Annotated in this window: 14 protein-coding genes; 8 read left to right on the top strand and 6 right to left on the bottom strand. The window is 69.8% G+C overall.

The features are described from left to right. A partial coding sequence (locus tag M2271_RS32130) for a transposase (RefSeq protein WP_280890902.1) occupies window positions 1–316 on the top strand: 316 nt, incomplete at its 5' end. On the opposite strand, the gene M2271_RS32125 is transcribed toward M2271_RS32130, so the two are convergent. The 4 genes from M2271_RS32125 to M2271_RS32110 form a co-directional block, all read right to left on the bottom strand. Next, window positions 241–486: an FAD-dependent monooxygenase gene (locus M2271_RS32125; protein ID WP_280890901.1), complete on the bottom strand. Its 246-nt coding sequence runs from the start codon at window positions 484–486 to the stop codon at window positions 241–243. The genes M2271_RS32130 and M2271_RS32125 overlap by 76 nt on opposite strands. Beyond that, a complete protein-coding gene (locus M2271_RS32120) occupies window positions 417–1,337 on the bottom strand; it encodes an FAD-dependent monooxygenase (RefSeq protein WP_280890900.1) in 921 nt (306 codons plus the stop codon). The genes M2271_RS32125 and M2271_RS32120 overlap by 70 nt, the downstream gene beginning before the upstream one ends. Before the next feature lie 77 nt (window positions 1,338–1,414). Further along, window positions 1,415–2,311 carry an aldo/keto reductase gene (locus M2271_RS32115; RefSeq protein ID WP_280890899.1) on the bottom strand — a complete coding sequence of 299 codons (897 nt, stop codon included), beginning with the start codon at window positions 2,309–2,311 and terminating at the stop codon, window positions 1,415–1,417. A gap of 30 nt (window positions 2,312–2,341) precedes the next feature. Continuing rightward, window positions 2,342–3,190 (bottom strand): aldo/keto reductase, encoded by an 849-nt coding sequence (locus tag M2271_RS32110; RefSeq protein ID WP_280890913.1) that lies wholly within the window; start codon window positions 3,188–3,190, stop codon window positions 2,342–2,344. A gap of 250 nt (window positions 3,191–3,440) precedes the next feature. Between M2271_RS32110 and M2271_RS32105 the strand changes: the two genes are divergently transcribed. Further along, the gene (locus M2271_RS32105; protein WP_280890898.1) at window positions 3,441–4,097 is read left to right on the top strand and encodes a TetR family transcriptional regulator; all 657 of its coding nucleotides are present in this window, start codon (window positions 3,441–3,443) and stop codon (window positions 4,095–4,097) included. 133 nt (window positions 4,098–4,230) lie between these two features. Here M2271_RS32105 and M2271_RS32100 read toward each other — a convergent pair whose 3' ends face one another. Continuing rightward, on the bottom strand, window positions 4,231–4,749 hold the full coding sequence (locus M2271_RS32100; RefSeq protein WP_348539205.1) for a hypothetical protein: 519 nt from the start codon (window positions 4,747–4,749) through the stop codon (window positions 4,231–4,233). A 176-nt stretch (window positions 4,750–4,925) separates the two neighbouring features. Beyond that, entirely contained in the window at window positions 4,926–5,807 is an 882-nt protein-coding gene (locus M2271_RS32095; RefSeq protein WP_280890897.1) for a helix-turn-helix transcriptional regulator, read from the bottom strand. 169 nt (window positions 5,808–5,976) lie between these two features. Between M2271_RS32095 and M2271_RS32090 the strand changes: the two genes are divergently transcribed. From M2271_RS32090 to M2271_RS32065, 6 genes are all read left to right on the top strand, one after another. Continuing rightward, entirely contained in the window at window positions 5,977–6,993 is a 1,017-nt protein-coding gene (locus M2271_RS32090; RefSeq protein WP_280890896.1) for a zinc-dependent alcohol dehydrogenase family protein, read from the top strand. Window positions 6,994–7,076: 83 nt separating this feature from the next. After that, a complete protein-coding gene (locus M2271_RS32085) occupies window positions 7,077–7,742 on the top strand; it encodes an SDR family NAD(P)-dependent oxidoreductase (protein WP_280890895.1) in 666 nt (221 codons plus the stop codon). Between the two features lie 17 nt (window positions 7,743–7,759). Beyond that, window positions 7,760–8,281 (top strand): cyclophilin-like fold protein, encoded by a 522-nt coding sequence (locus tag M2271_RS32080; RefSeq protein ID WP_280890894.1) that lies wholly within the window; start codon window positions 7,760–7,762, stop codon window positions 8,279–8,281. Between the two features lie 182 nt (window positions 8,282–8,463). Then, the gene (locus M2271_RS32075) at window positions 8,464–9,720 is read left to right on the top strand and encodes an MFS transporter (RefSeq protein WP_280890893.1); all 1,257 of its coding nucleotides are present in this window, start codon (window positions 8,464–8,466) and stop codon (window positions 9,718–9,720) included. Window positions 9,721–9,790: 70 nt separating this feature from the next. Then, window positions 9,791–9,919 carry a hypothetical protein gene (locus M2271_RS32070; RefSeq protein ID WP_280890892.1) on the top strand — a complete coding sequence of 43 codons (129 nt, stop codon included), beginning with the start codon at window positions 9,791–9,793 and terminating at the stop codon, window positions 9,917–9,919. 106 nt (window positions 9,920–10,025) lie between these two features. Next, a complete protein-coding gene (locus tag M2271_RS32065) occupies window positions 10,026–10,793 on the top strand; it encodes a glucose 1-dehydrogenase (RefSeq protein ID WP_280890891.1) in 768 nt (255 codons plus the stop codon). Window positions 10,794–10,858: the final 65 nt, after the last annotated feature.

The following is a 10,858-nucleotide window of genomic DNA, read 5'->3' as shown; positions in this document are numbered from 1 at the left end:
CCTCTACCCGCCCGAAGTCCGCATCGCGATCGTCTGCGACAACTTCTCCCCGCACCTGACCACCAAGAAATGCCAGCGGGTCGGCACCTGGGCGACGGCGAACAACGTCGAAATCGCCTACACCCCCACCAACAGCTCCTGGCTCAACCGCATCGAGGCCCAGTTCACCGCCCTGCGCTACTTCACCCTCGACGGCACCGACCACGCCGACCACAAGCAACAGGGCAGCATGATTCGCCGCTACATCATCTGGCGAAACCACCATGCCGACGACAAGCGCCTACGCACCGTCGTCGACAGGGCGAACGTTGCCTGATGCGGCACTAGCGCACCTGGAACACTGTTTCCGTCGACATCGCGGAGACGACGACCCAATGCCGCGGCGTCGTCGAGGGAAGTTCCAAATCCCCGGCCTGTCATCGGGCTGGGCACGTGGGCAGCGTCGCCGACGAGTACCAGCCTGCCCCGTACGAGCCGGTCCGGCACATGCTCGGCGATCGGGGTCCCCACGAAGTCGGCCCGGCCGACAGAGTCGAGGATTGCGTCCCTCCACGGGGTCGGCCATAGCCGCGCTGCTTCCCGGGTGAGCCGTCGCGCACGTCCTGGTCCAGATCCGCGGCCCGCAAAGAGTGCTGCGCGACCTGGCCGCGCACGGCTCCGAGCCGACGGAATAGCGCGTTGCGAGTCCCGTCGTACCACGCCCATCCCAGCCTTCGGTCCCCCGGCGCTGTCGATCCGTCGGCGCCCGCGAGAGGGTAGCCGAGTAGCACGCGGTCGCCGCTGCCGCGGATGTCAAGCCCGGCTGGCCACCTGCCCGCATAGTCCAGGTCCTGCTCGGCCGTGACGCCCAGCCAAAGTACGTAGCCGGCGAAAGCGGCGTCGGGGTGCTCAGGGGACACGGAGCGCCGGACGAGGCTGCGGTGGCCGTCCGCGCCGACCATCACGTCGGCGACGAAGCGGCCTCCGTCCTGGCTGCGCGCCCAGACGGCAGCGCGGTCCTGCCCGACCTCGACGACACGCACGCGGTGGTGCATCGTTACCTTCGGCTCGCTCTCCGCGGCCCGGCACAGCCCCTCATACAGACCAGCCCACGTGGACGGGACGTCCGCGCGGCCGTCGCCGCGGATCCCGGCCGCACGGGCGTGCTCGGGTCCTAGGATCGTGCGCAGTGCCGACTCGCTGACGGCCAGCGCAGCGCCGGACGGGCGGTGCCTCTCGGCACGCTCCAGGAGCGTGACCTCATGTCCTTGACGCGCGAGGGCGATGCCGGCCATCAGACCGGCGAGGGAGCCGCCGATGACCAGTGCACGTGCAAGGGCCTCCGGGGCGTCATTCATGGTGTTCCCTTCTTGGACAGAAGCAGACGAGGGCCGCACAAGCCCTCCTGCTCGTGCGGCCCCGTCGGCCGGGCGGGTCAGGCTTCGGGGATCTCCGCGCCGTGCGCGGCGATGGTGATCGACTCGGGATCCGGGCCGCCGCGGCGTCCGGTGTCGAGCCCGTCGATGGCCGCGAGCTCGGACTCGGTGAGGGAGAAGTCGAACACGTCGAGGTTTTCGGCGATCCGCGCCGGGTTCGTGGACTTCGGGATGACCTGGCGGCCCTGGTCGAGGTGCCAGCGCAGCAGCGCCTGCGCCGGCGTCTTGCCGTGCCGCTCGGCGATCTCCCGGATCGTCGGGTCGTCCAGTGTGCTCCTGCGGTCCTCGCCCCAGCCGGGGTAGAAGGTGATCCCGCCGATGGGCGACCACGCCTGGGAGACGATGCCGTGCTTCGCGTTGGCCTCGAGGACGTCCTGTTGCCGGAAATAGGGGTGGACCTCGATCTGGTTCACCGCCGGCACGACGTCGGTCTCGGCGAGGAGGCGCTCGAGGTGCTCGGGCATGAAGTTGCTGACGCCGATCGCTCGCACTTTGCCTTCGGCGAGCAGCGACTCGAGGCCCCGATAGGAGTCGAGGGTGAGATCAAAGCGCGAGGGCATCGGCTGGTGCAGGATGAGCAGGTCGATTGTCTCGACGCCCAGCTTCGCGGCCGACTTCTCGAAGGCGTGCCGGGTGGCGTCGTAGCCGTAATCGTTGATCCAGACCTTGGTCTCGAGGAAGACGCCGTCGCGATCGATGCCGGAGCGTCGCAGTCCCTCACCGACCTCGCGCTCATTGAAGTACGCGGCGGCCGTGTCTACGTGCCGGTAGCCGGTCTCCAATGCCGTTCGGACCGCGGCGGCGGTCGCCTCCGGCGGGGACTGAAAGACACCGAGTCCGAGAGTGGGCATGGCGACGCCGTTGTTCAGGGTGATGACGGGGTGGGTGGTCGTCATGACAATCAGCTCCTGTTCGTGTCGCGGGTATCAGGTGTCGAAGCGGGTGGTGCCGAGGGCGGTGACGCCCGCGGGGTCGTGGTGGTCGAACGCGGTGCTCGCACCGGTGTCCAGAGAGGCGATGGCCTTGAGCTGATCGTCGGTGAGGTCGAAGTCGAAGACGGAGAGGTTCTCGCGCATCCGCTCCGGGTTGACAGTCTTCGGGATGACCGCGATGCCGCGCTGCAGCAGCCATCGCAGCGACACCTGCGCGACGGTCTTGCCGTGCGCCTCGGCGATCCCCGCGAGGACCGGGTGCCCGAAGAGATCGGCGCGGCCCTGGCCGAGCGGCCCCCACGCGGTCATCTGCACACCGCGCTCGCGCATCACGCCGAGGTCCGCGCCACGCTGGAAGAACGGGTGCGCCTCGATCTGGTTCACCGCGGGCGCAGTCTCGTTGTGGTCGATGAGGTCGACGAGACGGTCCGGGTAGAAGTTCGACGTGCCGATCGCCCGCGCCAGGCCCTCGCCGTGGAGCGACTGCATCGCTCGCCATGACCCGTAGTAGTCGCCGTAGGGCTGATGGATGAGGTACAGGTCGAGGTAATCGAGCCCAAGCCGGTCGAGCGACCGGCCAAAGGCATCGCGGGCGGTGCTCTCGCCGGCGTCCTGTACCCACAGCTTGGTCGTGACGAAGAGCTCGCCGCGCGGGATGCCGCTGGCGGCGATCGCCCGGCCGACCGCGGCCTCGTTCTCGTATGCGGCGGCGGTGTCCAGGTGCCGGTACCCGGCCTCGAGCGCACTAGTGACGACGCGCTCGGTCTCGTTCGCAGGAACCTGGTAGACACCGAAGCCGAGGGCAGGCATCCGCGTGCCCGTGTTCAGCGTCAGCTCAGGGATCTTGCCGGTCATGTCGTGGTTCTCCTTCTTCTTTCTCATGGCATGGGAATCGTCCGAGGCGGAGCCGGTCGGCGGCTCCGGGAAAGGTGTGGCGGGCGGCCCGCACGTTGGCGCCCCAGGCGCTGGCCTGCGGAGGGGCTCGAACGTTGCGCTGACGGCACGGGCCCGACAAAGCGGATGCGGCATATCCGGTATCGAGGCTACCACGATACCGGATACTTCGTATCCACTTATGTGTAGGATGGTGAGCATGGCTGAGCCCCGTCTGCGCAGAGACGCCGAACGCAACCGACAGCGCCTCCTCGACGCGGGCCGCGAACTGTTCGCCGCGCGCGGCATCGACGCGACCCTGAATGACGTTGCGCGTCACGCCGGCGTCGGTGTCGGGACTGCGTACCGACGCTTCGCGAACAAGGAAGAGCTGATCGACGCCATCTACGAGCAGCAAGTCACCGAGATCGAGGAGATCCTCCGAGACGCGTTGATCGAGCCTGACGCGTGGAGAGGGCTGGTCGCCTACCTCGAGTGCGCGCTCAAGCTTCAGGCCGGCGACCGGGCCATGGCCCAGATCCTCTCCGGCCGTCGTGTCGCCTCGGAGCAGTACGACTGGTCGCGTGACCGTCTCGCCCCGCTCGTGAATGCGCTGGTCGAGCGGGCTCGTGAGCAGGGCGTCGTCCGACCGGACCTCACCGGCACGGATCTGATCCTCGTCGAGATCGGTCTCACCGCGATCGCGACGTTCGTCTGCGACGGGGCCGGGAGCATCGACCGCGACGACATCGGCGAGCTGTACCGGCGGTATCTGGGGATCTTCCTCGACGGCCTCCGTCCCGATACTCCCAGCCCTCTTCCCATCGCAGCGCTCACGACCGACGAGGCGCATGCCGTGCTCCGGCAGCGCGATTGATGGAGCGCAAAAACGCCCCCAGGGCGGACACAGCATGCACCCGGGCGAAGGCCCGGTCCATCGCGCGGTGCCGCAGGCTGGTCGGCGTCGTCGATGCAGTCCGCCCTGGCCCACATTGCGCCGATAAGCAGCGTCACCTTGGCCGCCGGATGGGCGCCGCCGCTGTTGCCGGCGTCCTCATCCGGATCGCGGTGGCCGGGCCGTGCAGCCCCGCCCGCTCGGCGAGGCGGATCAGCGCCATCAGCCCCGCACCTGCCGGCGCACCAGGGCCTGGTCTGCCCAGGGTGTGGATGCTGGCGAAGAACAGCTCGATGCCGGGGCTGGTCACGTCGTAGTGCACGCCGACGTAGCCCAGGTGGCCGCCGCCGCGGGTGGCGCCATCGGCCTGCATGAAGGACTCCTGGGTACCGACCGCTGAGACCTCCGAGTGCGCGCTGAGTCCGCTCGTGGGTGTCTTGATCTTCGCGATGCCCTCCTCGCCGCGTTCCTCGGCGACGGTGCACCTCCAGCTGCTTGGCGGCGGCGAGGACGGCCATGAGGCCGACGGCGCCGTCCCCGACGACCGCAACGGTCTTGCTGGGGCCGGCTCGGCGGTTACAACGGCGTACCAGCCGGTGCCCAGCACGTCGGAGGCCGCGAGGAGGGCGGGCATCTGGTCGGGGTCGGGCTGGCCCGGGGCGGCGACCAGGGTGCCGTGGGAAAGCGGGATGCGGGCTTCTCGGCCTCAGTGCCGAAGATCATCTTCCATCCAGCCAGGGCACAGGTCAGCCCCTGTGCAGGCCACAGGCGCGATTCGCCAGGCGCTTTTACAGGGGTGGCCGATCGCGGTCAGCTCAGCGGGGAGGAGGCCGGCAGGTGTCGGTCGGCGGCCCAGGAGGCGAGGATGCGCAGTCGTTCGTGGGTGGGGGAGCCGGGGGCGGCGGTCCAGACGGTCAGGTTCTGGTCGGGGTCGGTGTTGGCGGTGAGGGTGTCCCAGTCCAGGACGAGTTCGCCGACGACGGGATGGTCGAGGGTTTTGGTGCCCACGGTGCGGGCGGCGACGTGGTGGTCGCCCCACCAGCGGGCGAACTGCTTGTCCCGCAGGGACAGTTCGCCGACCAGCTCGATCAGGCGGGGGTCCTCCGGGTACTTCGCGGCCTCCATGCGCAGCTGGGCCACGGAGATCTGCGCGGAGGTCTCCCAGTCGGCGTACAGGGTGCGCATCGCCGGGTCGGTGAACTGGATCCGGGGATAGTTGCGGTGCTTTTCCGGGATGCGGGAGAAGTCGGTGACCAGGGCTGCGGCCAGCGCGTTCCAGGCGAGGATGTCCCCGCGCCGGCCCTGGACGATGGCGGGGGTGGCGGTGAGGTCGTCCAGGACCCGCTGGAGCTGCGGCTGGACCTTCTGCCGGCCGCGCCGCCGGCTGCGGCCGGTGGTCTTGCCCGCCAGCTGGAAGAGATAGCCCCGCTCGTCGTCATCCAGATGGAGCACGCGGGCGAGAACATCCAGCACGGGCGCCGACGCCTGCATGCGGCCCTGCTCGAGCCGGGTGTAGTAGTCGGTGCTGATGCTGGCGAGCTGGGCGACCTCCTCGCGGCGCAGCCCTGCCACCCGCCGGGGCCTGTCGCTTTCAGGCAGGCCGACCGTGCGCGGGCTCAGCTCCGAGCGGCGCTTCTTGAGGAATTCTCCCAGCTCGTTGAGGGGGATGTTGGCGGTCATGCTTCTCAGCATGGCACCGATTCCACCGGGGGAAGGGGGGAGAATTTACTCCCAGGATGTTCCCCTCCTGGGATGAATTTCTCCGCTTTTCGCGCTTGCCCTCGCGTGTGAGGCTCGATATCGAGCAGCCAATCCTGATCCGGCTGCGGCACATCGATCCTCGTACCGAAGGAAGCACCCCATGCGCGGAGCAGTCATTCACGCCCCCGGCGACGTGCGCTTCGAGAACCTCGACGACCCGAAGATCATCAATCCGACCGACGCGGTGATCCGCACGGTCGCCACCTGCGTGTGCGGCTCGGACCTGTGGCCCTACCGCGGCGCGGAACCCATCGGCGACCCGCACCCGATGGGCCACGAGTACGTCGGCATCGTCGAGGAGGTGGGCAGCGAGGTCGCCAACGTCAGGCCGGGCCAGTTCGTGGTCGGTTCCTTCGCCACCTCGGACAACACCTGCGCGAACTGCCGCAACGGCTGGCAGTCCTTCTGCCTGCACCGGGAGTTCATGAGCACGTGCCAGGCCGACTACGTGCGCATCCCCAACGCCCACGGCACCCTGGTCGCCACCGACGAGCACCCGGACGCCGAGGCGGTGCCCGGCCTGCTGGCCGTGTCCGACGTGATGGGCACCGGCTGGTACGCCGCCCTCGCCGCCGAGGTGAAGCCCGGCTCCACCGCCGTGGTCGTCGGGGACGGAGCGGTCGGCCTGTGCGGGGTCATCGCCGCCAAGGAGTTGGGGGCCGAGCGGATCATCGCCATGAGCCGCCACGCCTCCCGGCAGAAGCTCGCCCTCGAGTTCGGAGCCACCGACGTCATCGCCGAGCGCGGCGACGAAGGCATCGCCCGCGTCAAGGACCTCACCGAAGGGATCGGCGCCGACTCCGTGCTGGAGTGTGTCGGCACCGCTGAGTCGATGCGGCAGGCCCTGAGCTCTGCCCGGCCCGGAGGCAACGTCGGCTTCGTCGGCGTCCCGCACGAGGTGGCGGTCGACGGCCAGGAACTCTTCTTCTCCCACGTCGGCCTGCGCGGCGGCCCCGCCCCGGTCCGCCGTTACCTGCCCGATCTGATCGACCGGGTCCTGACCGGCCGGATCAACCCCGGCAAGGTCTTCGACCTCACCCTCCCCCTGGACCAGGTCGCCGAGGGCTACAAGGCGATGGACGAACGCCGCGCCATCAAGGCTCTCCTCAAGCCCTGACCGCACGCGTCCCCACCGGGGGTCGCACTCAGGCGGTGCTGCCCCCGGGCCGGGGACCACAACCGCTCACGCAAGGACTGACCATGACGACCTTCGCCCTCGTCGGCGCGGGACCCGGCCTTGGGCTCGCCACCGCCCGCCGCTTCGGGGCCGCCGGCCACACCGTCGCCCTCATCTCCCGCGACGCGGAGAAGCTGGACGGCCTGACCGCCGACCTCGCCCGTGACGACATCCAGGCCCGCGGCTTCGCCGCCGACGTCCTCGACATCCAGTCGCTGACCACGGCGCTGTACGCGGCTGCCGAGGCCCTGGGGCCCATCGAGATCCTGCAGTACAGCCCTGTGCCCCGCGCGGACTTCATGAAGCCGGTCCTCGACACGAGTGCCGACGACCTCAACGCCCCGCTCGCCTTCTCCGTCAAGGGCCCCGTCACGGCCGTTAACGCCGTCCTGCCCGGCATGCGTGCTCTCGGCCACGGCACCCTGCTGTTCGTCAACGGCTCCAGCGCCGTACGTCCCAACCCGAACGTCGCCGGTACCTCCGTCGCCTTCGCCGCAGAGAGCGCCTACGCCCGCATGCTGCACGACGCGCTCGCCCCGGAGAACATCCACGCCGCCCAGCTGATCATCCCCGGAGCGATCCGGCCCGAGGCTGAGCACAGCAGCCCCGACGTCCTGGCCCAGCGCCTGTACGACATCCACCAGGAACGGGACGGCTTCCGGCACTACTCCGAGCCCCTGCCCGACTGACCCCGGGAACGGCATCCATGAACGCGGCCACCCTCCGTGCCCTCGCCCGCGCCGCCACGGCCACCGCTGTCCTGCTGACCGTGGCGGCCTGTACCGACACCTCGCCGACCTCCCCGCCCGCGACATCCTCCGCACGGCAGCAGACACCGACGGCCCAGGCACCCACCACACCGTCCGACAGGAACTCCGATATGGACATCCGGGTCACCCTCGACGGCCGCCCCGTCGACGCCACCTTGAACGACAGTCCTGCCGCCCGTGACTTCGCCGACCTGCTCCCGCTCACCCTGGACCTGGAGGACTTCCACCAGACGGAGCGGATCGCCGACCTGCCGCGCAGGCTGACCACCTCCGGCGCTCCCGAGCCGGCCGCGCCCAAGGCCGGAGACCTGACCTACTACGCACCCTGGGGCAACCTGGCCCTCTTCTGCCGCGACGGCGACTCAGCCAACGCCGACCTGCTCATCCTCGGCCATATCGATGCCGACACTGACCGGCTTGCCGAGGCCGACCGCATCACCATCGAAGCCGCACCCTGACCCGCCCGACTGCCCGCCCCTCAGGCGGCGCCCTCACGAGAAGGGGGGAGAAGATCCTCCCCTTTTCGATTGGTTCGCTCCATGGAACCGTGAAAGACGTGGCCGCGCTGTCCGCAGTCCGCTGGGACGGCCCCAGTCGCCACCATGATCCCCCGATTTCCACCTAAGGAGAGACCACACGTATGCCTTCCGCATCCGGGACCACCCCCGGCAAGCTTCCCTTCGTCGTCTGGGTGCTCGCTGCCGGCACGTTCCTGATGGGGACCACCGAGTTCGTCGTTGCCGGCCTGCTGCCGGAGCTAGCCGGTGACCTCGGCGTCAGCGTCTCCCACGCCGGCCTGCTGATCACCGCCTTCGCCATCGGCATGATCATCGGCGCACCGACCATGGCCATGGCGACCCTGCGCCTTCCTCAGCGCCAGACACTGATCCTTGCCCTGTCCGTGTTCTGCCTCGGACACCTCGTCGCCGCCCTCAGCACATCCTTCACGGTCGTCCTGGCCGCCCGGGTCGTCACGGCCCTGGCCACCGGAGCGTTCTGGTCCGTCGGCTTCGTCGTCGCCACCACCGCCGCGGGCCCGCGCAACGCCACCCGCGCCACGGGCGTCATGATCGGCGGGCTGACCCTGGCCAACGTCGTCGGCGTGCCGATCGGCTCCTTCGCCGGCCAGTTCACCGGCTGGCGCGGCCCCTTCTGGGCCTTGGCCGTCCTGTCCGGGCTCGCCGCCGTCTTCATCGGCCGCTTCATCCCGGCCCAGGAGCAGCGCGTCGACGTGTCCCTGCGGGCCGAGGTCCGGGCCCTGCGGCAGGGCCGGCTGTGGCTGGCGCTGGGCGCGGCGATGCTGATCATGGGTGGTGTGTTGGCGACGTACACCTATGTCACCCCGCTGCTGACCGACCGCGCCGACATCCCCGCAGGCGCCGTACCGCTCGTCCTCATCGCCTTCGGCGTCGGCGCCCTGGGCGGCACCACCACCGGAGGCCGCCTGGGCGACCGACGTCCGATGGTCACCACCATCACGGCCGCCGCGGCCACCGCCCTGGTCCTGTTCCTGATGATCCCGCTGTCCATGAACCCGGTGACGGCCACCGTCCTCGTCTTTCTCATGGGCCTGACCGGCTTCACGGTCAACCCGGTCGTCACCGCCCTCGCCATGCGCTTCGCGGGCGACGCGCCCACCCTCACCTCGGCGCTGACCACCTCCGCCTTCAACGTCGGCGTCGCCGCCGGCTCGGCGATCGCCGGTACGGCCCTGGACTCCTCCCTCGGCCTGACCGGACCGCCCCTGGTCGGTACCGTCATCGCCGCCCTCACGCTGCTGCCACTGACCGCCCTCGCCGTCCACGGCTCGTCCCGCAAGGGCCGGATCGTGGGCCGGAGCACCGCTCCCACGCACCCGCGGCGCGACGAACCCGCGCAGGTGCCCTCCCAGCACTGACTCAAGTCCCGATCCGCGTCCTGCCGAATGTGAACCCGACGACGTACCCGCTAGCGAGAGGACTCCGCCCATGACCGTGACCAACGCGGCCCTCACCGGCAAGGCGGCCTTCGTGACCGGAGCCGGCTCCGGCATCGGCCGCGCCACTGCCGTCGCCACCGGCCATGCCCTGGTCGTCGACAGCGGCCAAACCGTCTGACGGCGGCCCACGGCAAGGCGCAGCGCCACCGCGGCAAGGCGGAAGCCAAGCAGCCCGGCACCACACGCGCGCTCCCACAGCTCAACGTTCGAAGGGACAACCTCACATGAACCCGACATACGATTTCACCAGCCAGGTCGCCTTCGTCACCGGAGCCGGCGCAGGTATGGGACTGGCGGCCGCCCGCGCCTTCGCCGAGTCCGGAGCCGCGGTCGCCCTCACCGACATCGACGAAGCGGCCCTGAACGCGGCCGCGAAGGAACTCACCGACGCGGGCCATCAGGTCCTCGCCCTCACCTGCGACGTCAGTGACGAGGAGCAGGTCGCCGCCGCGGTAGACCGCACCGTGGAGACCTTCGGCCGCCTGGGCATGGCCTACAACAACGCCGGCATCCAGATTCCGCCCAGCGACGCCGCCGAGGAACCCGCCGAGCGGTTCGATCGCGTCAACGCCATCAACCTCCGCGGTGTATGGGCCTGCATGAAGCACGAACTGCGGCACATGCGCGCCCAGGGCAGCGGAGCCATCGTCAACTGCTCCTCCCTCGGCGGCCTGGTCGGTCTCCCCGGCCGTGCCTCCTACCACGCCTCCAAGCACGGCGTGATCGGCTTGACCAGCAGCGCTGCCCTCGAATACGCGCCGCGCGGAATTCGTATCAACGCCGTCTGCCCCGGCACCATCGACACCCCCATGGTCAGCGACATGATCGCCAAGGGAGAACTGGACCGCGCCGAGGCCGAGGCCAACCAGCCCATCAACCGGCTCGGCACCGCCGAGGAGATCGCCCAGGCCGTCCTGTGGCTGTGCAGCGACGGTGCCAGCTACGTCACCGGCATCGCGCTGCCCGTCGACGGCGGCTACACCGCTCAGTGACCTTCAGCGGCGGAGTGCGGTTCCCGAGGACCGTGATCAGGTATCCCCGGACATCGCCTAGGAAC

It is taken from the genome of Streptomyces sp. LBL, from assembly GCF_029893585.1.
Classification (GTDB): domain Bacteria; phylum Actinomycetota; class Actinomycetes; order Streptomycetales; family Streptomycetaceae; genus Streptomyces.
Note: the sequence above shows the minus strand (reverse complement) of the source record. Positions and strands in the feature narration are given on the sequence as shown.

Excerpts from the sequence above, each read along its gene's own strand:
- M2271_RS32095 (WP_280890897.1), bottom strand. The coding sequence starts at position 5,807 with ATGCTGAGAAGCATGACCGCCAACATCCCCCTCAACGAGCTGGGAGAA.
- M2271_RS32100 (WP_348539205.1), bottom strand. The coding sequence starts at position 4,749 with ATGCCCGCCCTCCTCGCGGCCTCCGACGTGCTGGGCACCGGCTGGTAC.
- M2271_RS32120 (WP_280890900.1), bottom strand. The coding sequence starts at position 1,337 with ATGAATGACGCCCCGGAGGCCCTTGCACGTGCACTGGTCATCGGCGGC.
- M2271_RS32080 (WP_280890894.1), top strand. The coding sequence starts at position 7,760 with ATGAACGCGGCCACCCTCCGTGCCCTCGCCCGCGCCGCCACGGCCACC.
- M2271_RS32085 (WP_280890895.1), top strand. The coding sequence starts at position 7,077 with ATGACGACCTTCGCCCTCGTCGGCGCGGGACCCGGCCTTGGGCTCGCC.
- M2271_RS32090 (WP_280890896.1), top strand. The coding sequence starts at position 5,977 with ATGCGCGGAGCAGTCATTCACGCCCCCGGCGACGTGCGCTTCGAGAAC.
- M2271_RS32065 (WP_280890891.1), top strand. The coding sequence starts at position 10,026 with ATGAACCCGACATACGATTTCACCAGCCAGGTCGCCTTCGTCACCGGA.
- M2271_RS32105 (WP_280890898.1), top strand. The coding sequence starts at position 3,441 with ATGGCTGAGCCCCGTCTGCGCAGAGACGCCGAACGCAACCGACAGCGC.
- M2271_RS32075 (WP_280890893.1), top strand. The coding sequence starts at position 8,464 with ATGCCTTCCGCATCCGGGACCACCCCCGGCAAGCTTCCCTTCGTCGTC.
- M2271_RS32115 (WP_280890899.1), bottom strand. The coding sequence starts at position 2,311 with ATGACGACCACCCACCCCGTCATCACCCTGAACAACGGCGTCGCCATG.
- M2271_RS32070 (WP_280890892.1), top strand. The coding sequence starts at position 9,791 with ATGACCGTGACCAACGCGGCCCTCACCGGCAAGGCGGCCTTCGTGACC.